The sequence below is a fragment of the Corynebacterium sp. Marseille-P8863 genome (genome assembly GCF_946902955.1).
GTDB classification, from domain to species: domain Bacteria; phylum Actinomycetota; class Actinomycetes; order Mycobacteriales; family Mycobacteriaceae; genus Corynebacterium; species Corynebacterium gottingense.
In genome coordinates this window covers 78,206-98,063 of record NZ_CAMPQC010000004.1, presented here as the reverse complement: position 1 = coordinate 98,063, position 19,858 = coordinate 78,206, and the positions used below count along the sequence as shown (strand labels likewise).

General features: G+C 65.7%; 20 protein-coding genes and 1 tRNA gene. 14 read left to right on the top strand and 7 right to left on the bottom strand.

The genetic code is table 11. From position 1 onward, the window contains the following. Positions 1–57: 57 nt before the first annotated feature. Positions 58–2,838: an aconitate hydratase AcnA gene (gene acnA, locus OVO38_RS04395; RefSeq protein ID WP_203085490.1), complete on the bottom strand. Its 2,781-nt coding sequence runs from the start codon at positions 2,836–2,838 to the stop codon at positions 58–60. 396 nt (positions 2,839–3,234) lie between these two features. Between acnA and OVO38_RS04390 the strand changes: the two genes are divergently transcribed. The 3 genes from OVO38_RS04390 (at position 3,235) to OVO38_RS04380 (ending at position 7,181) form a co-directional block, all read left to right on the top strand. Then, a complete protein-coding gene (locus tag OVO38_RS04390; RefSeq protein ID WP_267207843.1) occupies positions 3,235–3,687 on the top strand; it encodes a DUF6676 family protein in 453 nt (150 codons plus the stop codon). A gap of 545 nt (positions 3,688–4,232) precedes the next feature. Continuing rightward, positions 4,233–6,077, top strand: a complete 1,845-nt coding sequence (locus OVO38_RS04385) for a DIP1281 family NlpC/P60 protein (protein WP_267207842.1) — start codon at positions 4,233–4,235, stop codon at positions 6,075–6,077. Positions 6,078–6,128: 51 nt separating this feature from the next. Then, a complete protein-coding gene (locus OVO38_RS04380; RefSeq protein ID WP_267207841.1) occupies positions 6,129–7,181 on the top strand; it encodes a ferrochelatase in 1,053 nt (350 codons plus the stop codon). Here OVO38_RS04380 and OVO38_RS04375 read toward each other — a convergent pair. After that, positions 7,178–7,963 carry a hypothetical protein gene (locus OVO38_RS04375; RefSeq protein WP_095548184.1) on the bottom strand — a complete coding sequence of 262 codons (786 nt, stop codon included), beginning with the start codon at positions 7,961–7,963 and terminating at the stop codon, positions 7,178–7,180. The genes OVO38_RS04380 and OVO38_RS04375 overlap by 4 nt on opposite strands. A 52-nt stretch (positions 7,964–8,015) precedes the next feature. On the opposite strand from OVO38_RS04375, the gene OVO38_RS04370 reads away from it, so the two are divergent. Genes OVO38_RS04370 through OVO38_RS04360 form a run of 3 tightly spaced genes read left to right on the top strand, consistent with a single transcriptional unit; the run spans position 8,016 to position 10,522 of the window. Continuing rightward, positions 8,016–8,861, top strand: coding sequence for a DUF3097 domain-containing protein (locus OVO38_RS04370; protein ID WP_095545747.1), 846 nt, complete (start codon positions 8,016–8,018; stop codon positions 8,859–8,861). 20 nt (positions 8,862–8,881) lie between these two features. Then, the gene (locus OVO38_RS04365) at positions 8,882–9,310 is read left to right on the top strand and encodes an NfeD family protein (RefSeq protein WP_267207840.1); all 429 of its coding nucleotides are present in this window, start codon (positions 8,882–8,884) and stop codon (positions 9,308–9,310) included. Beyond that, the gene (locus tag OVO38_RS04360; protein ID WP_095536159.1) at positions 9,311–10,522 is read left to right on the top strand and encodes an SPFH domain-containing protein; all 1,212 of its coding nucleotides are present in this window, start codon (positions 9,311–9,313) and stop codon (positions 10,520–10,522) included. Between the two features lie 4 nt (positions 10,523–10,526). Here the strand turns inward: OVO38_RS04360 and OVO38_RS04355 are convergent, their stop codons facing one another. The 3 genes from OVO38_RS04355 to OVO38_RS04345 all read right to left on the bottom strand — a co-directional run bounded on the left by OVO38_RS04355 (position 10,527) and on the right by OVO38_RS04345 (position 11,938). Next, on the bottom strand, positions 10,527–11,081 hold the full coding sequence (locus OVO38_RS04355; protein WP_095536158.1) for a MarR family transcriptional regulator: 555 nt from the start codon (positions 11,079–11,081) through the stop codon (positions 10,527–10,529). Between the two features lie 10 nt (positions 11,082–11,091). Next, the gene (locus tag OVO38_RS04350; RefSeq protein WP_267207839.1) at positions 11,092–11,793 is read right to left on the bottom strand and encodes a TVP38/TMEM64 family protein; all 702 of its coding nucleotides are present in this window, start codon (positions 11,791–11,793) and stop codon (positions 11,092–11,094) included. A gap of 59 nt (positions 11,794–11,852) precedes the next feature. Beyond that, positions 11,853–11,938: transfer RNA gene (locus tag OVO38_RS04345), tRNA-Leu, on the bottom strand. 232 nt (positions 11,939–12,170) lie between these two features. Between OVO38_RS04345 and OVO38_RS04340 the strand changes: the two genes are divergently transcribed. Together OVO38_RS04340 and OVO38_RS04335 are read left to right on the top strand one after the other, a co-directional pair. Then, positions 12,171–12,707 (top strand): YbhB/YbcL family Raf kinase inhibitor-like protein, encoded by a 537-nt coding sequence (locus tag OVO38_RS04340; protein WP_095545745.1) that lies wholly within the window; start codon positions 12,171–12,173, stop codon positions 12,705–12,707. 11 nt (positions 12,708–12,718) lie between these two features. Continuing rightward, the gene (locus OVO38_RS04335; RefSeq protein WP_095276562.1) at positions 12,719–13,075 is read left to right on the top strand and encodes a hypothetical protein; all 357 of its coding nucleotides are present in this window, start codon (positions 12,719–12,721) and stop codon (positions 13,073–13,075) included. 12 nt (positions 13,076–13,087) lie between these two features. Here the strand turns inward: OVO38_RS04335 and OVO38_RS04330 are convergent, their stop codons facing one another. Next, complete coding sequence (locus tag OVO38_RS04330) at positions 13,088–14,239, bottom strand: quinone-dependent dihydroorotate dehydrogenase (protein ID WP_416358570.1); 1,152 nt, start codon at positions 14,237–14,239, stop codon at positions 13,088–13,090. Positions 14,240–14,241: 2 nt separating this feature from the next. Next, positions 14,242–15,333 carry a hypothetical protein gene (locus OVO38_RS04325; RefSeq protein WP_233126964.1) on the bottom strand — a complete coding sequence of 364 codons (1,092 nt, stop codon included), beginning with the start codon at positions 15,331–15,333 and terminating at the stop codon, positions 14,242–14,244. 85 nt (positions 15,334–15,418) lie between these two features. Between OVO38_RS04325 and OVO38_RS04320 the strand changes: the two genes are divergently transcribed. The 6 genes from OVO38_RS04320 to hisG all read left to right on the top strand — a co-directional run bounded on the left by OVO38_RS04320 (position 15,419) and on the right by hisG (position 19,814). Continuing rightward, positions 15,419–16,276, top strand: coding sequence for an undecaprenyl-diphosphate phosphatase (locus OVO38_RS04320; RefSeq protein WP_095536156.1), 858 nt, complete (start codon positions 15,419–15,421; stop codon positions 16,274–16,276). A gap of 67 nt (positions 16,277–16,343) precedes the next feature. Beyond that, positions 16,344–17,564, top strand: coding sequence for a cysteine--1-D-myo-inosityl 2-amino-2-deoxy-alpha-D-glucopyranoside ligase (gene mshC / locus OVO38_RS04315; protein ID WP_267207838.1), 1,221 nt, complete (start codon positions 16,344–16,346; stop codon positions 17,562–17,564). A 9-nt stretch (positions 17,565–17,573) separates the two neighbouring features. Next, positions 17,574–17,978, top strand: coding sequence for a hypothetical protein (locus OVO38_RS04310; RefSeq protein WP_095536154.1), 405 nt, complete (start codon positions 17,574–17,576; stop codon positions 17,976–17,978). Beyond that, positions 17,944–18,657, top strand: a complete 714-nt coding sequence (locus OVO38_RS04305; RefSeq protein ID WP_416358569.1) for an HAD family hydrolase — start codon at positions 17,944–17,946, stop codon at positions 18,655–18,657. Before OVO38_RS04310 ends, OVO38_RS04305 begins: the two co-directional genes overlap by 35 nt. 11 nt (positions 18,658–18,668) lie before the next feature. After that, positions 18,669–18,932 carry a phosphoribosyl-ATP diphosphatase gene (locus OVO38_RS04300; RefSeq protein ID WP_095536592.1) on the top strand — a complete coding sequence of 88 codons (264 nt, stop codon included), beginning with the start codon at positions 18,669–18,671 and terminating at the stop codon, positions 18,930–18,932. Positions 18,933–18,965: 33 nt separating this feature from the next. After that, the gene (gene hisG, locus OVO38_RS04295; protein WP_267207887.1) at positions 18,966–19,814 is read left to right on the top strand and encodes an ATP phosphoribosyltransferase; all 849 of its coding nucleotides are present in this window, start codon (positions 18,966–18,968) and stop codon (positions 19,812–19,814) included. Positions 19,815–19,858: the final 44 nt, after the last annotated feature.

Genomic DNA, 19,858 nt, shown 5'->3' with positions numbered 1-19,858 from the left:
AACGAAGAGGGGCACCCGGGCGGGAAGCCCGGGTTACCCCTCTACAGGGTCAAGGAGTTAGTTCTTGACCATCTGGCGCAGCACGTACTGCAGGATGCCGCCGTGGCGGAAGTACTCTGCCTCACCAGGCGTGTCGACGCGGACAACTGCGTCGAACTCGACCTTCTCGCCGCCGTCCTTCGTTGCTGCAACGTGGACGGTCTCCGGGATCGTGTCGCCGTCGTTAAAGGCGGTGATGCCCGTGACCTCGAAGGTCTCGGTGCCGTCGAGGCCCAGGGAGCCGTGCGACTGGCCCGCGGGGAACTGCAGCGGCAGCACGCCCATGCCGATGAGGTTCGAGCGGTGGATGCGCTCGAAGGACTCCGCGATGACGGCCTTCACACCGAGCAGGTTGGTGCCCTTTGCGGCCCAGTCGCGGGAGGAACCGGTGCCGTACTCCTTGCCGGCGATGACCACGAGCGGGATGTTCTTCTCTGCGTAGTTCATCGCGGCGTCGTAGATGTACGCCTGCGGTGCGCCCTCCTGGGTGAAGTCGCGGGTGTAGCCGCCCTGCTCGTCCACCAGCTCGTTGCGCAGGCGGATGTTGGCGAAGGTACCGCGGACCATGACCTCGTGGTTACCACGACGGGAACCGAAGGAGTTGTAGTCGTGGCGTGCCACACCGTGCTCGTCCAGGTAGTTCGCCGCCGGGGTGCCCGGCTTGATGGAGGAAGCAGGGGAGATGTGGTCGGTGGTCACTGAGTCGCCGAGCTTGGCCAGCACGCGTGCGCCGGCGATGTCCTCGACTGCCTCCGGCTGCTCCGGCATACCGTCGAAGTACGGAGCCTTGCGGATGTAGGTGGAGTCCTCGTTCCAGTCGAAGGTCTTGCCCTGCGGGATGTCCAGGTTCTGCCACTGCTCGTCGCCCTTGAACACGTCGGCGTAGTCAGCCTCGTACATCTCGCGGGAGATGATGCCGGAGATGGTGCTCTCGATCTCTTCGGTGGACGGCCAAACGTCCTTGAGGAAGACGTCGTTGCCGTCGGCGTCCTGGCCGAGCGGCTGGGCGTCGAAGTCGAAGTCCATGGTGCCGGCAATGGAATACGCGATAACCAGCAGCGGGGAGGCCAGGTAGTTCATCTTCACGTCGGGGGAGATGCGGCCCTCGAAGTTACGGTTACCGGACAGGACCGCGGTGGCGGTCAGGTCGTACTCGTTGATGGCGTCGGAGACCTCGGTCGGCAGCGGGCCGGAGTTACCGATGCAGGATGCGCAGCCAAAGCCGGTGAGGTAGAAGCCGACTGCCTCGAGGTCCTTCCACAGGTCGCCGCGCTCGTAGTAGCCGTCGACAACCTGGGAACCGGGAGCCATGATGGTCTTGACCCACGGCTTGGCGTGCAGGCCCTTTTCAGCAGCCTTGCGCGCGAGCAGTGCGGCGCCGACCATGACGGACGGGTTGGAAGTGTTGGTGCAAGAGGTGATTGCAGCGATGGCAACCATGCCGTGGTCGAGGGTGTACTCGCCGCCCTGCGGGGACTCGACGATGACCGGCTTGGAAGCGCGGCCCTCGGCGCCGTCAGCGGCGGACTCGCCGTGACCCGGCCAGGACTGGTTGTAGTCCACGGTCTCGGATTTCTCGGCGCGCACCGGCTCGGTGACGTCGTTGCCAGCGGTGTTGTAGTCCGGCAGCTGGGTGCGGAAGGTGCTCTTGGCCTCGGAGAGCAGGATACGGTCCTGCGGGCGCTTCGGGCCGGCGATGGACGGCACGACGGTGGAGAGGTCCAGCTCGAGGTACTCGGAGTACTCGGCCTCCTCGGCGTCCTGCTCCAGCCACATGCCCTGTGCCTTGGCGTATGCCTCGACGCGGTCGATGTCCTCCTGGTCGCGGCCGGTCAGCTCGAGGTAGTTGATGGTCTCCTCGTCGATCGGGAAGATCGCGCAGGTGGAGCCGAACTCCGGGCTCATGTTGCCGATGGTGGCGCGGTTCGCCAGCGGGATCTGCTTGACGCCGTTGCCGTAGAACTCGACGAACTTCTGCACCACGCCATGCTCGCGGAGCATCTCGGTGATGGTCAGCACGACGTCGGTAGCGGTCACGCCGACCGGGATCTCACCGGTGAGCTTGAAGCCGACAACGCGGGGGATGAGCATGGACACCGGCTGGCCCAGCATGGCCGCCTCTGCCTCGATGCCGCCGACGCCCCAGCCCAGGATGCCCAGGCCGTTCTCCATAGTGGTGTGGGAGTCGGTACCAATGCAGGTATCCGGGTAGGCAAGGCCCTCGTTGTCAAAGACGACGCGGGAGAGGTACTCAATGTTGACCTGGTGGACGATGCCGGTTCCCGGCGGAACGACGCGGAAGTTGGAGAAGTTCTCAGCACCCCAACGCAGGAACTGGTAGCGCTCCTCGTTGCGCTGGTACTCGATCTCGACGTTCTTATCCAGTGCAGCGTCGGAGCCGAATGCCTCGATGATGACGGAGTGGTCAATGACCATCTCGGCCGGGTTCAGCGGGTTGACCTGGTCCGGGCTGCCGCCGAGATCGCTGACCGCCTCGCGCATGGTTGCAAGGTCGACGACGCAGGGCACGCCGGTGAAGTCCTGCATGAGGACGCGGGCCGGGGTGAACTGGATCTCAATCGACGGTTCTGCCGACGGATCCCAGTTGGCGATTGCCTTGATGTGGTCTTCGGTGACGTTCTTGCCGTCCTCGGTGCGCAGCAGGTTCTCGCCGAGCACCTTCAGGGAGTAGGGCAGCTTCTTCATGCCGTCAACCGCATCGAGGGCAAAGTAGTCGTAGGACTTACCGCCGACCTCGAGGGTCTGCTTAGCGTTGAAGGAGTTCTTGCTTTCAGCCACAGTGAGCTCCATTTCTCGTCGTAATGCAAATCTGGGAACTATGACACGTGATGGTCAACCAATAATGATATGCGACCTCTCACGGTTCCGTCGCCATAATAACAGTACGGTCGTTATGTTTTGCGCTAGGGCGCGCTTATCGACGCCCCCGAGTACCCAAATCCCCTCATCCGCGGGGGCAAACGCGCTCGGATAACCACAGCACCTGGGCAAACGCAGCGACGGTGAGGGCGGACCGTGCTCACTCTGACCACACTGCCTACCCCCAAACGCGTGATAGGTTTCCGGTCGCGCATTGGAAGACCGGAGCGCCAAGCGCGACGGCGAGCCGATTACACTTCGAAACGACGGCGAATGAGAGCGGAAAGGGACGACGTGATTCCAGTAGACGTTGACATGGCGAGTCTGGAAGCTCAGCTCCAGGAGGATGGGATCGCCTTTGGGACGGAAAACCCCGTCAACCTACCGCTCGAAGCCGCAATGCGCGACGCGCTGACGCAAGCACCGTCCGACGACATGGGGGCGGCCGGGCTCGTTGTGCTTGAGCAGACCCCACCGCAGATTGCAGACCTTCGCGACGTCGCACAGGACCTCCTCAATGGCACCGGTTACGACACGGTCGTGGTCCGGACGCCGAACGCCGCTATCGCGGTGAGCGATTCGCTCAGCCGGGCGGCGATCGAGCGCGGGCAAACCGCAATGGTGGCCCAGCCTGACTACCCGCAAGGGGTCGTCGCGTTCGCGGAGGCGGCGCAGGGACACTCCGTGGCGTGGGGGATTGCCGTTGGATCGGTGGTGCTCGCGCTTGCGTGCATCGCGGCGTTGTCCGCCTGGCGCGCACGCCGTTAGCCACCCCCTCAATAAGTCAAGTCGTTCGCCTTGACGGTTCTGTCTTGCATCAAGGGATACGCAGCCACATCGCGATCCCAGCGCAACGGCCATGGCGACTTGTTCCCCCTGCCGGGAAATGTGTCGAACTTCACACTACTTGTTCGTATCGGCTATATCTGCTGTACCTGGCGCTATCAGGTCATGTGAAAAGCCTTGACTGTTGTGGTTTTTGGTAAAGATTGTGCAACAAGTTGATTACGTGTCGTATGGTCTTGCTGTCGGCTCGTGAGCTGAATGCAACACCAATCGTTTCAGGCCTTACTCCTTGACTGAACTCGTCATTCGGTCAAGGCCCCGGTTCGGGCATGTGGGGAAGCACGCCAAGAACCAGGCCGGTAACGAAGGTGGGGCTGAAGGCTCGCGTGCCTGCATCAGTAGTCAACCCATTAGGGCTGCGCGTCAAGGCTGCAGGCTAGTCACCTGTGGCGGTGAATCGTCGAGAAGCACTTTGCTCCTCGCTTGATTTGTCATGCCTGGGCGCGCGGCGTGAGGAGCCCCATTCCGTGGTAGAACCATCGAGGTTCACCCGGTCGGGTCGCGCGCGCATTGCGCTCGGCACGATCGCGTGTTCCACAACTCTGTCTCTCGCGGCGACGCTGGTCACCCCAGTGGCAACCGCGCAACCTGCGTCCATGACGGAGCTGGTCACCAGCATTTCGCAGGCGCAGTCCAACATCGATGACCTGAATTTGAACATCGGCGACCTGCAGGAAAAGGTCAATCAGGCGCTCGTGGACCTCAAGGACGCCCAAGGCCGCGCCGAGCAGGCTCGCCAGGGTGCAGAGGAAGCGAAGAAGCGCCTGGAGGCCTCGGAACACGCCGTCGAGGAGGCGCGAGCAGCGCTCGACGAGGTCACGCGGTCGCAGTACCGCGGCGCCGGCCAGAGCGGCGGGCTCGACATGGCCACCAGCGGTGACGCCCAGAAGGACGTGCTCGACCGTTCGCTGTACCTGCGTCAGCGCAGCGACGAACGCCGGGCGAAGCTCGACGAGGTCGAGCGCGCACGCACCGAGGCAGCCAACGAGGCGTCGATCCAGCGCAAAGCGAGCCAGCTCGCCGAGTCGACCGCCAGCGAGGCGGAGGCCGCGGAGGCCGAGGCCCGCGAGCTGCTCGCCTCCACCAGCGAGGCCCTGGCCGAGCAGCGTCGGGAGCGTGATCGGGCGCAGTCCGAGTTGGACAGCGCTCAGGCGTCGTTAGCCGAGCAGCGCCAGGCGTCGGGATCGGCCCCCCAGACCGATGCGAGCGAGTCCGGTAGCCCGACTGAGGCGGCGGACTCGGGCGAGACGGCGGCACTTGCAACCTCCCAGACGGCTGAGTCGGAGGGGGCGCAGCAACAGTCCGCGCAGGGCCAAGCCGCGCAGCCGAGCATTGAAGCGTCCGCTGCCGCCCCTGAGCAGCAGGTCACTGCTGACGAGATCCCCGAGGACGTGGTGCTTCGCGTCGAGCAGCACGCGGCGGACATCGATCCCTCGGTCGCACAGCTGAGCTCGGAGACGGTCGCGCAAGCCCTCACCAACGCCGCCGCAGCGAACGGGGAGAGCCTGCAATCCGAGCCGGAGGCAGGCGCAGCCGGCGCACCCGACGCGGCAGCGCCGTCCTTCAGCGGCATGTCCAGTGACCTGAACATCTCCGAAGACACCATCGCCGCGGCGGCAGGCATCATCGCCGCCGCCGCGATGGTTGGCGCGACCCAAGCCAACCACACAAGCCTGGAAAGCCCGTACGGCTCCTCGAGCGACAGCGAGGTCATCGCGGCATTCGCCGGCGGGCTGAGCGACGCGCTCGGCGCCGGTGGGGCCGCGCAGGTGAACCAGACCTCGGACGAAGAATCCGCATCCACTGGCACCACTGACAATGTCAACTCCGTGCTCCCGGAGGTCGACTCCGCAGCAACGGTCTCGGACACGATTCAGAGCGCCGTGAGCAAGGCCAGCGGCTCGCAGAGCGCCTCTAGCTCCGGTTCCATCGAGACCGTGATCGCCCGCGCCCAATCCGCCATCGGCACCCCGTACGTGTGGGGCGGCGGTGACGCCAACGGTCCGACCACGGGCGTGGACGGCGGCAGCCAGGCGGGCTTCGATTGCTCGGGCCTCGTGCTCTACGCCTTCGCTGCGGTGGGCATTTCGCTGCCCCACTACACCGGGTACCAGTACCAGCGCGGCACCCAGGTGCCGGCGAGCGAGGCGCAGCGCGGCGACCTCCTGTTCTGGGGTCCGGGCGGCAACCAGCACGTGGCCATCTATCTTGGCGACGGCACCATGATCGAGGCCCCGCAGGCCGGGCAGAACGTGCAGATTTCCCCGGTGCGCTATTCCGGAATGGCCCCGAACGCGGTGCGTTTGCTCTAGGCGGCGAAGCGGTGTGACGCCGCGGATTGCCACCGAACTACCATCAGTGGCATGAAGCTATCTGACTACGATGCACTCCTCGTCCTTTCCTTCGGCGGCCCCGAGGGAAAGGACGAGGTTATTCCGTTTTTGGAGAACGTCACGCGCGGCCGGGGCATTCCCAAGGAACGGCTGGCTACCGTCGGCGAGCACTACTTCCACTTTGGCGGTGTGAGCCCCATTAACCAGCAGAACCGCACGCTGATCAACAACATCAACGCCGAGCTGGAGCGCCGCGGGATCGAGTTGCCCGTCTATTTTGGCAACCGCAATTGGCACCCGTTTGCCGAGGACACCGCGAAGCAGCTCGCCGCAGACGGCGCGCGCCGCGTCCTCGTCTTCGCCACGAGCGCGTGGGGCGGCTATTCCGCCTGCAGGCAGTACGACGAGGACATCCAGCGCATGCGCGAAGTGGCACCCGAGGTCGAGTTCACCAAGCTGTGGCAGTTCTACGGCAACGAGGCGTTCATCGACCAGGTGGCGGCAGGCCTCAAGGACGCGCTCGCTCAGGCACAGGGGAAGGACTACCGGGTGCTGTTTACTGCCCACAGCGTGCCCACGGCGGCCGATGTCGCCTCGGGCGGCCCCGATAACGCAAACCTCTACTCCCGGCAGGTCGCGGAGGCCGCGCGGCTCGTCGCGGAGCGCGCTGGCGCGCCCGACTACGAAGTGGTCTGGCAGTCCAGGTCGGGCAACCCGGCCACGCCGTGGCTCGAGCCGGATGTGGTGGACCGGGCGGAGGCGCTTGCCGACGCCAACGTGCAGCACCTCATCTGCGTCCCCATCGGGTTCATTACGGACCACATGGAGGTCGTGTGGGACCTGGACACTGAGCTGCAGCACGCCTGCGACAACCGCGGGGTCACGCTGGACCGCGTCGCGACCGTCGGGCTGACCCAGGAGTTTGCGTCCATGGTCGTCGACATCGCGGAGGCGGTCGCCCGGGGCGAGCAACCAGCGAGCCTGTCGACGCTCACCGTCCAGGGCTGCACCCGCAACGGCGCCCCGTGCTGCGAAGGGTGCTGCGAGCCGCAGAAGCGGCCCGCCCGCGCGCTCAACGGCTAAGCACCGCCGGTGGACCCCGCGTACTCGCGCTGGTAGTCCACCACCGCGTCGGCGACGCCTGCCATGCGGGCGGTGCGGATATGGCGCCACAGCGCGAAGAGCTGGGGGTCGAAGGAGTGATCGTCCAACCGGTCGGTCACTGTCTCAATGATCGCCGCCACCCGGTCAGCACGGGCGAACAGCTTCGCCGCGCGCGGCGTGACACCCGCGGGCAAGCCGGGTGTGTCGTAGAAGTCCGCGAGCGTCCCCACAGTCAGGCGCGGGTGGGGGAGTTCGCGAAGTACTTGGTTTGCGGGGTTGGCGGAGCGGGTGGCGTCGATAAGCACTGCTGCCTGGTTGGTTGCCTGGGACAGGAGCGCGTCGGCCTCGCCGGGGCTGAGCCACGCGGGCTCCGGGAGCCGGCGGGACTCCTCGAACCACCGCCAGTGCACGGACGCGCCCGTGTACTCGGGGACGAGGATGTGCGATTGGTCCGCGCCACGGACGACGATCGCGCCGGCCGGGGTGAGAGCTTCCATAGCGGGGCTGCCTGCGATGAGTCCGGCGGCCTGGCCCGGTCCCCAGAGGATGAGGCGGACCGCTGGACCCGGGGTGTCCAGGTCGGCGGCGGCGCGGACGTCGCGAAGCAGCGGCAATAACGGTCCGCCGAGGTATTCGTGGGTGCCGCCGAGGTCGCGCAAGGCGTCCATCGTTTCGTCGCTGGATTCGACGTTATACAGCCATGCGGCGAGCCACACGGCGGTGTTCTGGAGCGGTGAATAGACCTCGGCACGAGTTTGCATCCGGGGTATCCTAACAGGAACTGGGGGTTGGGGAAGATACACTCTGGTCACTATGAGCTATGACGACCGCTACGGAGCAGACATTTTTCAGGGTCATGCGCGACGCAAGCGCCCGACCTACCCGGAGATGCCGGCAAAGCCCGGGATCATCGTCGAGATCGTGGGCAACGACTTCGTTGGGGCCGTCATCGGCTTTGAGCGCACCTACGACGGCGACTTCGTCCGCCTCGAAGACCGCTACGGCACCGAACGACTGTTTAAGATGCTGCCCGGCGCGTTCATGGTGGAGGGACAGCGCGTCACGCTCACCCGCTACGTGCCCAAGCAGGACTCCGGGCCGAAGCGCTCCAACTCGGGGTCCCGAAAGGTTGAAAATGTCCGCGCGAAGGTGGCCATGCCGAGCCGGATCTGGGTCGAGGGCATTCACGACGCCGCGATTGTGGAAAAGGTCTGGGGCCACGACCTCCGCGTCGAAGGCGTCGTCGTGGAGTACCTCGAAGGGTTGGACAACCTCCAGGCGCGCCTAGACGAGTTTCAGCCGGGGCCTGGGCGCCGAATCGGCGTGCTCGCAGACCACCTCGTCGAGGGCACGAAGGAGTCGCGCCTGGTCCGCAACGTCGGCGAACACGTGCTCGTGACGGGGCACCCATACATCGACATTTGGGCCGCGGTGAAGCCGGAGAAGCTGCGAATCCCCGCCTGGCCAGACGTGCCGTACGGGGAGGACTGGAAGACGGGCGTGTGCAAACGCCTCGGCTGGTCGGACCCGAAGGATGGGTGGCGCCGTGTGTACTCGGCGGTGGAGACGTTCCGCGATCTCGACTCGACCCTGATCGGCGCCGTAGAACGGCTCGTCGACTTTGTCACCAATCCAGAGTTGTCCAAAGAGGATCTGTAAGCTCCTGTAACCTTGAGCACGTGGGAGCACTCGTTTGGTTTGTCGCAGCAGCTGTCCTCGCCGGCCTTGAATTGGCGGTGGGTGAGTTCACGCTACTCATGCTCGGGGCCGGCGCACTCACTACCGCCGGGGTGGCACTGGCCGGGGTTCCGCTGTGGGCGGAAGTCCTCGCGTTCGCCGCCTCCTCGGCGGCGTTCTGGTTTTTCTTGCGGCCTTACCTGCACAAGCGCTACCACCAGCCGAAGGTGTACGACGATTCCCCGCGAGCCCTGGTGGGGCAGCGCGCGGAGGTGCTCGAGGCCTTCGGCCCCACCGGCGGCCAGGTCCGGATGGACGGTTCCATCTGGTCCGCGAGGTCGCTGGATCCGGCGGACACGATCGTCGCCGGCGATATTGTCACAGTGGCAGACATTGACGGCCCTGTCGCGGTCGTCTGGAAGGAACGTTAGATGGGCCCAACTATTGTCCTCGTCGTCATCATTGCGCTGGTGGCGGCGCTCCTCTTCGCATCGGTGAAACTGATTCCACAGGGTGAAGCCGCGGTGATCGAGCGGCTTGGCCGCTACACCCGCACGGTCTCCGGTGGCTTGACCCTCCTCATCCCGTTCATTGACTCCGTCCGCGCACGCGTGGACACCCGCGAGCGCGTCGTGTCCTTCCCGCCGCAGGCCGTGATCACGCAGGACAACCTCACCGTCGCCATCGACACGGTGGTCACGTTTCAGATCAACGATCCCGCCAAGGCCATCTACGGCGTGGACAACTACCTCGTCGGCGTGGAGCAGATTTCTACCGCCACACTGCGCGACGTGGTTGGCGGCATGACGCTTGAAGAGACGTTGACCTCCCGCGAAACCATCAACCGCCGCCTGCGCGGCGAACTTGACGCGGCCACCGGCAAGTGGGGCCTTCGTATCAGCCGAGTTGAGCTTAAGGCCATTGAACCGCCGCCGTCGATCCAGCAGTCCATGGAGATGCAGATGAAGGCGGACCGAGAAAAGCGCGCAATGATCCTCACCGCAGAGGGCAGGCGCGAATCCGACATCAAAACTGCCGAGGGCGAGAAGCAAGCACGCATCCTCTCCGCCGAGGGCGAGAAGCACGCCGCCATTCTGAACGCGGAGGCGGAGCGTCAGGCTATGATCCTGCGCGCAGAGGGCGAACGCGCCGCGAAGTACTTGGCCGCACAGGGCGAGGCACGCGCGATCCAGAAGGTCAACGCGGCCGTGAAGTCCTCAGGCGTCACACCGGAGCTCCTGGCGTACCAGTACCTGGAGAAGCTGCCCAAGATCGCGGAAAACGAAGCGGCCACGATGTGGATGATCCCGTCCCAGTTCGGCGACTCGCTGCAGCAGTTTGCGCAGGCGTTCGCGGGCAAGGGCGAGGACGGCGTGTTCCGCTACGAACCTGCAAACGTGGACGAGGAAACCAAGGAGATGGCGGAGGCGGAAAACACGGACTCCTGGTTCGACACCTCGACCGACCCGGAGCTGGCTAAGGCGCTCGCCGAGGCCCGCGCGGTGGCCAACAAGCATGTCGACGACCCGGATCCGACGCAAGACGCCCCGCAGGTTGCCCCGGGAAGCAGTCGCCGTGAACTCGGTGCGGGCCCGCAGGATCCGCTGCCGGCCGACGAACCGAATCGCCCGTACCAGGGGTAGCGCATTAAGCGCTTTGCGACGCCTGCGTGAGCAGGTTCAGCGCCAGCTTCCACCCCGACTGCTCCGCCTGCCAGCCGGCGGCCTGCAGCCGCTGGCTTATCGCCTGCTTAGAGATGCCTAGCTCCGCAGCCGCTTCGTTCTGATTGAGGCCACCTCGCACCAGCGAGGTGGCCTCTCGGCCTTCCAGGGTGCGCTTGTGCAGCACATACCCCAGGAGCGCGAACGTCGCCTCGATGTCGTTTGCGGAGGTGCCCGGGTCCGGCGTGTCCACTACGACCTTCACCTGCGCGGGTCGCGTGCCCACCGCATCTGTCGCCGCGAAGACGGCGCGTCCGTGTCCCGTGATCCCCAGGCCGATGGCCCAGTCGCCGTCGGAGAGTAGCGCCATGATCACGTTGAGCGCGTGCTCGGGCCCGACGACATCGGCGCGGATGTCCTCCACGCTGCACAGTTCAAACTCGCCGACGCCAGGCAGCGTCGCGAGCGCCTCAGCCGAGCGCCGCACGACCTCGGCGCGCGCCTTATCCCTTCCCCGGTACCTCGCGTGGACTGCAATCATGACCGAGATGTTACGCCTGGTCTACGTTCAGGCCTTTACTCTTCGGGGTGGGCGTGTCGCGGGTGGGCAGGGTGGCGTCGATAAGCAAGCCCCCGACACCCAGCACTGCTAACACGACAACGGCGACGATGACCCACGGGTTGGCGTGGCCCGTGAGCGTGTCTCCGAAGACTGCGACGAGCACGGTGTTGGGCGCTGAGCCGAGGAGCGTGGCGATGGCGAAGGGAAGGACGCGTACGCGGGTGAGTGCTGCGGCATAGTTCATGATGGAGAAGGGGACTCCAGCGATCATGCGCAGGCTGGTCACGGCCAGCCAGCCGCGCTGCTCCAGGCGCGCGTTGATCTTTTGCACGGCGGGGTGGGTGAGGCGGGGCTCGACCCAATCGCGCAGCAGGAATCGCACGATGAGGAGCGAGATGACCGCGGCGACCGTGGTCGCCGTCAGCGAGAGCGCGATGCCGAGCCCGGTGCCGAAGAGGATGCCCGCAGACAGTGTCATGACCGTCCGAGGGATGGGGAACTGCGTGATGAGTACGTAGAGCAGCCAGAAAACGAGCGGGAACCAGGGGCCGGTCGATTCCGCCCACGTGCGGAGCGTGGGGAGGGAGGGGACGTCCAGGAGCCACCACGCGGCTACGAACCCCACCGCAGCGAGCGCGAGCAGCGCGATCCGACCGGTTGAGGGGCGCGCTGTAGGGTGACGCTTCGCCACCGCCAAACCTCCTTGTACAAAAAGAAAACCGGCCTCCATCGTAGGAGGCCGGTCGGTTGTGCCCGAGGGGGGACTTGAACCCCCACGTCCGTTAATAGGACACTAGCACCTCAAGCTAGCGCGTCTGCCATTCCGCCACCCGGGCCGGGTGTTTCAGCCTCTCGGCTGGGCACTTGAAACACTATAAGGTGCACGGCGTAAAACACACAAATCGCCTGCACAACACCGCTTTTTAGGGTGCAATGGACACAATTGCGCTTCCAAACCACACCCTTGGCATTCTGCCGCTCCCGCCCATCACGCATCACGCCGTGTTCCCACAGAACTTTTAGTGAAAATCATGGCGAAAGTCACAGCGCTGGGGTAGAAATATCTGTATGACTGCTTCCTACGTTTCAGACCGTTTTCCCGGCCCGGACCCGTACGCAGCGTTGAAGGACCTGCCGTCGTTCCCGCTTAGCTCCACCGACTTCGAGGACGGCGCCGAGCTGCCCGACTCCCTGGTCGGCGACGATGCCACGTCGCCTCAGCTGGCCTGGTCCGACCTTCCGGAGGGGACCAAGTCCCTGGCCATTACGTGCTACGACCCAGACGCGCCGACGACCTCTGGCTTCTGGCACTGGGCCGCGTTCAACATTCCGGTGAGCACGCAGTCCATTGCGACCGGCGATGCGTCCAAGGAGGACTTGGGCGTCGGTGCGATCCAGCTGGTTGGTGATTCGGGCGCGCCTGGCTTCTACGGCGCGAACCCGCCCGTGGGGCACGGCCCGCACCGCTACCTGTTCGCGGTGCACGCGGTCGACGTGGAGGAGCTGCCGGCGGACCAGATCGCGAACCCGACGCAGCTCGGCTTTAACCTGTACTTCCACAGCGTGGGCCGCGCGATCGCGTGGGGCTGGACCGAGACCAAGTAGACCGATCCGTCATGGCCCCGCTTCAACTTCGCGTCGGCGGAGCGTTTATCACGCTCGCCGCCGCGCTCTTCCTCTTTACTATTCTCTCGGTCTTGCGTGGTGAGGAGCTCTTTGCCCTCACACTCCAAACCCTGACCGTCCTCATCGCTGCGGTGATCATCGGCGCGTTCGCTACGGTGAGCACCTCGCACGAGGGTTCGCGCACGCAGGTCGCCGCGCTTATTATCGCGCTCGTGCTCATCGGCTTGGGCGTCGCGTTGCCTACGCACACGCTCTTCTACACGCAGACGTACTGGCCCGCCCTGTGGGGCGTCGCAGCGTTACTCTGCGCCATCGTGCTGCGACGCACTACACGCCCACGGGCGTAAGCGGGGGAGCGACTACCGCAGGTAGGGCAGCTCGCTGCCCACCGCCTGCGCGATGTTTTCCAGCCCGTGGGCGCGCACCTGCGCCGCGATCCCGCGGTGAATACGGCTGATCCAGGCCGGACCGCCGTAGATGAACCCGGTGTAGCCCTGGAGAAGGCTGGCGCCTGCGGCGATGCGCTCCCACGCCTGCTCCGGCGTGGAAATACCCCCAACGCTCATGAGCGTCAGCTGGTCGCCCACGCGCGCGTGCAGCCGGCGCAGGACCTCAAGGGCGCGATCGTTCAGCGGCGCGCCTGAGATGCCACCGGCGCCCATCGCTTCCACCTCATCCGCGGGGGTGCGCAGGCCCTCGCGCGAAATGGTCGTGTTGGTGGCCACGATGCCGGCGAGCCCCAGCTCCACGGCCAGGTCGGCGACCGCGTCGATGTCCTCGTCGGAGAGGTCCGGGGCGATCTTGACCAGCACCGGAGTGGCGGTGGACTCTGCAACGACGGAGAGGATCGGGCGCAACTCCTCAACCGCCTGGAGGTCGCGCAGGCCGGGCGTGTTTGGCGAGGACACGTTTACCACCAAGTAATCAGCGTGCGGCCCCAGCACGGTGGCGCCGGCCCGGTAGTCCGCCACCGCGTCGGTCGCCGTCTTGTTCTTGCCGATGTTGATGCCCACAATGTCGTCCGACTTCCGGGCGTCCAGGTTCAGCGCGGCGGGCAGGGCGCCGTCGTTGTTGAACCCCATGCGGTTGAGGATCGCTTTGTCCGCGGGGAGGCGGAACAGGCGCGGAGCCGGGTTACCGGGCTGCGCCTTCGGCGTGACCGTCCCGACCTCCGCGTAGCCAAAGCCGAGCGCGCCCCACGCGTCGAGGGACGACGCGTTCTTGTCAAAGCCGGCGGCAAGGCCCAGCGGCGCGGGGAAACGAACGCCAAAGCACTCCTGCTCGAGCGCGGAGTCGTGCACGCGCACGACGCGCTCCGCGAGTCGGTTCACCGGGCTCGCCACGTGCAGCGCGCGCAAGCCTGCGTTGATGATCCCGTGGATGCGCTCGGGCGGAAGGAGGAACATCGCCTTCAGCGCGGCGGCGTACGCCGCGTCGTAGGCCGCTTCGGAAGCCTTCGTCAGTTGCGTACCGTCGGGCAGGGAGTGCATTGCTTTTTTGAGAAACGTCATGATTAACCCTCGTTGTGCTGGGAGGAAGGAGACTGTTGGGTCGGGGCGTCGGCCGCTGCGGTCGCCGCCGGCAGTTCGTCGAGGTGGAGCTCGTCCGGCTCAACGACCTGGAGGCCGCCGCCGGAGGCGGAGGCGATGAGCAGCGTGGCGTCGTCAAGCGTGGCAATGCTCTGCGCATCGCCCACCGTGGCCAGCTCACCCCGCTGAAGCGGAACGCCGCGCGAGATGTCGTAGCCGGTGGCGGTGTTCGTCGCCGTCGAGGTGACCCACGCGACCTGGTTGCTGTTGTCCCAGGCGGCGTCCCACGGGCTCTCCGGGACCGGGGCCATCTGGTGCAGACGGATGATGTCGTCGGTGGTGTAGACGAGGAGCTGGTCGCCCGTGGCGTCGGCGGCAAGCAGCAGACCATTCGCCCCGGCGGCGATCTTGCCCACACCGAGACCTGCGCGCAGTGTGCCGCCCTGGCGCCCGTTGCCCCAATCGATGTCCTGGACGGTGGTGTCGAAGCGGTTGGTACGCACGACGCTGTCCGCCTGGCCGTCGACGGGTACGGCCTGGAGCTGGTCGGTCTCGCGCGCCACCGAGAAGGTGTCCGCGAGCTCACCGTCGCGGTAGAGCCAGACATCGCGCTCGCTGTTGCTGCCGGCGAGCACGTCACCACTGGAAGTCACCGTCGCGGACGTTACGCGCTCATCCACATCGAGCGTGTCCGCCTGCCCGGGGTCATCGGCGCGCACCAGCATGATCGAGGTGCCGCAGCCCAGCGCGAACGTGCCCGCGTTTGCAGAGACATCGCCGCACTCGCCGGAAAGCGGGTGCGCGGCGGCGCTGCCGTCCCGCAGCTGGTCGAGGGTGCCCACCGTGAGTGCATTGGCGGTGCGGACGGCGATCACGCCGTCGGTGGTGTCGAGGTCTTCGATGGCGTCGAAGGGGAAGACCGTCCCGGCGGGGTCCGCGGCCTGCGGCGACGGATCGGGCGTCGCGTTGCCCATGCTTTCTTCCAGCTGGTCACCCGTCACATCCGAACCGCAGGCGACGAGCGCCAAGGACGTCGCGGCCGCGAGCGCAACGGCAAATCTCTTTCCGTATTTCACAACCCCTAACCCTAGCAACCTGCCAGCTTCGCTCCGGCCGTGTGTGTTCGGTCCCTGCAGCCACTCGCGGGTAGTGTGTTCTGCCATGACTGATCCGACACAGTTGGCCGAATCCATGTCCTGGGTTCAGGTCATCGTCCTCTCTATCGTGCAGGGGCTCACCGAGTTCCTTCCGGTCTCTTCGTCCGGGCACCTCCGCATCGTCTCGCAGCTCTTCTGGGGCGAAGACGCCGGCGCGAGCTTCACCGCCGTCATTCAGCTGGGGACCGAGCTCGCGGTCCTGGTCTACTTTGCCAAGGACATCTGGCGCTACCTCTCCGGCTGGTTCGTCGGCCTTGCAAACAAGGACAAGCGCGGTTTTGACTACCGCATGGGCTGGATGGTCATCGCCGGCACCATCCCCGTCGCTGTGTTGGGCGTCCTGCTCAAGGACCTCATCCGAGACAACTTCCGCAACCTCTGGATTACCGCGACGGTGCTCATCATTTTCTCGCTCGTCTTCATTCTTGCGGAGCGCCGCGGCACCAAGACCCGCGGCTTCGAGGACCTGACCATGAAGGACGCCGTGCTCATGGGCTTCTGGCAGTGCCTCGCGCTGATTCCGGGCGTCTCCCGCTCTGGCGGCACCATCTCCGGCGGCCTGTTCCTCAACCTCGAACGCGAGGTGGCCACCCGCTTTAGCTTCCTGCTCGCCATTCCCGCAGTGCTCGCGTCGGGCCTCTTTTCGCTTCCCGACGCCTTCAACCCCGAAAGCGGACAAGCCGCCAGCGGCAGCCAACTCCTCATTGGTTCCGCCATCGCGTTCGTCCTTGGCTACGTCTCCATCGCCTGGCTGCTGAAGTTCGTGTCCAACCACTCCTTCGCCTGGTTCGCCGCGTACCGCATCCCGCTCGGCCTCGTGGTCATGCTGCTGCTGGGAACCGGCGTGATGGCGGCAGGCTAAGAGCCATGGGGCCAGCGCACAGCGTCGATTAGCGGAGCCCCCGGCAGCAGTGGGTAGGGTAGTGGCCATGCAATCCTGGCCTACTCCTCATGTCGCTGCTGTTGCTGGCATCCCTCGCCCCCTGCAGCTGTACGACACCGCGGATCAACACGTTCATGCCGTCGACGTCTCGCCGAACGCCAACGGAGAGGTGGGCATGTACGTCTGCGGCATTACCCCGTACGATTCCACGCACCTCGGGCACGCCGCGACCTACCTGACCTTTGACCTGGTGCACCGACAGCTGCTGGCCAACGGCCACAAGGTGCACTACGTCCAGAACGTCACCGACGTGGACGACCCCCTCTTCGAGCGCGCGGATCGTGACGGCGTGGACTGGCGCGAGCTCGGCCGCAGCCAGATTGCCCTGTTCCGCAGTGACATGGAGGAGCTCTCCGTGATCCCGCCGCGCGACTTCATCGGCGCGATGGAAGCTGTCGACGAAGTTGCCGCCATGGTGCAAACGCTGCTGGACAACGGTTCCGCATACCGCCTCGACCAGGGCGACGTGTACGCGTCCATTCACGCCACCGAGCAGTTTGGCTACGAGTCCAACTACGACCGCGCGACGATGGAAACCTTCTTTGCAGAGCGCGGCGGCGACCCCGACCGCGAAGGCAAGCAGGATACGCTCGACGCACTGGTGTGGCGCGGCCCCCGCAAGGGCGAGCCCGCGTGGCAGACCAAGATCGGCCCGGGGCGCCCCGGATGGCACGTCGAGTGCTCCGCAATTGCCACGAACCGGCTGGGGCGCACCTTTGCCATCCAGGGCGGCGGTTCAGACCTCGCTTTCCCACACCACGAGTTCTCCGCCGCGCACGCGGAGGCGGCCTACGCGGAACCGCGCATGGCGGGCCACTACGTGCACTCGGGCATGATCGCCCTCAACGGCGTGAAGATGTCCAAGTCGCTGGGCAACCTCGTGTTCGTGCACAAGCTGACCGCGCAAGGGCACAGCGCCGCCGCGATCCGACTCGCCGTGTTTGCCGGGCACTACCGCGAGGACCGTGACTTTTCCTACCGCGGCCTCGAGGCCGCAGAGCAGCGCCTGGCCCGCTGGCAGGAGCGACTCGCGCAACCCGTCACGGAGGCGGAAGCACTGGCCAACGTCAACGAGCTGCGCACCGCGCTGGCGGACGACCTGGACACCCCGCGCGCCCTGCGGGTGTTGGACATGGCCCGCGGCGACCACGACAACATCCTGGTGAACGCGATCGACGGCCTGCTCGGGGTGCGCGTTTTCGCGTAGTCGATCACAATGGGAAGCATGACGCAACCAGAGACCTCGATTCGCGCCCGACTGCAGCCGGACGTTGACCAGTTCATCGATGACCTCCGCACCTTTGCCACCGGCTCCTACCTGCAAGAAAGCGACAAGGAGCTGTGGGAGCAGCCGTTCGACCCGGAGGCGCTGCCGGAGCTCAAGCAGATCATCGAGATGTTCCTTGACGCATTCGACCTCATTGAGTCATCGCCGGACGGAGAGCGGTTAAAGGCCCTCGTGCAGCCGTTCTACGACAACCTGGAGCAGTTCAACGCCAAGCACGAGTACGCGGTGCTCGAACCGGAGGAGAAGTCGGAGCTTGCGGACGTGGTCCGTCGCGCCGCAATCGCGTCCGGCGCGGACGATGAGGCCCTCGGGGAGCTGCCCGACTTTGAGTAGCGCGATCGCCGCTCCAGCAGCCATCTTCTGGGACATGGACGGCACTCTCATCAACACCGAACCCCTCTGGGCGGAGGCCACGTTCGAACTCTCGGAGAAGCTCGGACGCAGGCTGTCCCCTGAAGAGCGCAAGAAGACTGAGGGCGCGAGCTTCGCGGAATCCCTGGGTATCTGCGCGCGGTGGGCGGGCTACGAGCTTGCCAACGGCGAGCAGGACGAGCTCCGCGCCTGGATGTACCAGCGCATGGCCGAGAAGTTGGCCGGCGGTATCGAACTCAACCCGGGCATCCGCCCCCTGCTCGAACAGCTGCGCGCTGCCGGGGTGCCCATGTTTGTCACAACGAACACGGAGCGCACTCTGGCGGACCGTTGTATCGCGGCCATCGGCGCGGCACTGTTCACGGACTCCATCACGGGCGACGAGGTCACCCGCCCCAAGCCGGCACCCGACATGTACGAAGAGGCAGCGCGCCGGGTTGGTGCTCCCACCGCGGAGTGTCTCGTCGTGGAGGATTCCTGGACTGGCATGTCCGCCGCCGCGGAGTCCGGGTGCCGCGTCCTCGGGCTCGGCGACCCGGTCCCGAGTGGGGTCTACCAATTCGACCCGGCTCGCTTTGTCGGCGCCACCGCGGAGGATCTCTTTTCCTGGTTTGCCACGGCGGCGCGCGAGGTCCGCTAAGGTTTGAAGGCGTGAAATCCTTCGATGACCTTTTCGCAGAACTGACCCAAAGGACCGCAGACCGCCCGGCTGGGTCCGGCACGGTTGACGCCTTGGACAAGGGCGCGCATTTCATTGGGAAGAAGATCATCGAGGAAGCCGGCGAGGTCTGGATCGCCGCCGAATACCAGTCGGACGAGGAGCTGGCCGAGGAGATGAGCCAGCTGCTCTATTGGACGCAGGTGATGATGCTCAAGCGCGGCCTCACCCCGGACGACCTGTACAAGTACCTCTAGATCCCCAGCGGAGAACCACCCATGGAGAAATCGTTGATCAAGCTCGCCGTTCCAAATAAGGGTTCGCTCTCGGAGCACGCGCTGCAGGTGCTCAAGGAGGCCGGGTACAAGGGCCGCGGCGCGAACAAGGCGCTCAATATTGTTGACGAGCCCAACGGCGTCGAGTTCTTCTTCCTCCGCCCGAAGGACATCGCCATCTACGTTGCCCAGGGCCACCTCGACCTGGGAATTACCGGCCGCGACCTCGCCGCAGACTCCCGCGCGCAGGTCGAGGAAGTCCTGGACCTCGGGTTCGGCTCCTCCACCTTCCGCTTTGCCGCGAAGCAGGGTGAGCAGTGGGCGGTCGAGGACCTCGCAGGCAAGCGCATCGCCACCTCCTACCCACACCTCGTGGAGGACTACCTCGCCCAGCGCGGGATCACCCCCAGCCAGGTCATCCGCCTCGACGGGGCAGTGGAGATCTCAATCAAGCTCGGCGTCGCCGACGTGATCGCGGACGTCGTCTCCACGGGCGCCACCCTCCGCCAGCAGGGGCTCGCTCCGTTCGGCGAGCCGATTATTTCCAGCGCGGCGGTCGTCGTGAAGCGCCAGGGCATGCAGCTTGACGACGCCCACGTGAAGGTCCTCAACCGCATCGAGGGCATCCTCAACGCGCACAACTACCTGATGATCGACTACAACGTCTGCCGCGATAACCTCGACGCGGTACTGGCGCTGACCCCGGGCATCACGGGGCCGACGGTCTCGCCGCTGTCGCGCGAGAACTGGGTTGCGGTCCGCGCGATGGTCCCGCGCGCGACGGCTAACCAGATGATGGATCAGCTGGCTGAGCTGGGCACAGAGGGCACGATCGCCACTGAGCTGCGCATCGCGCGCCTCTAGTTTTCACCCCCGAAGCGGGCAAATGATGAGCGGTAAAAGTCCGT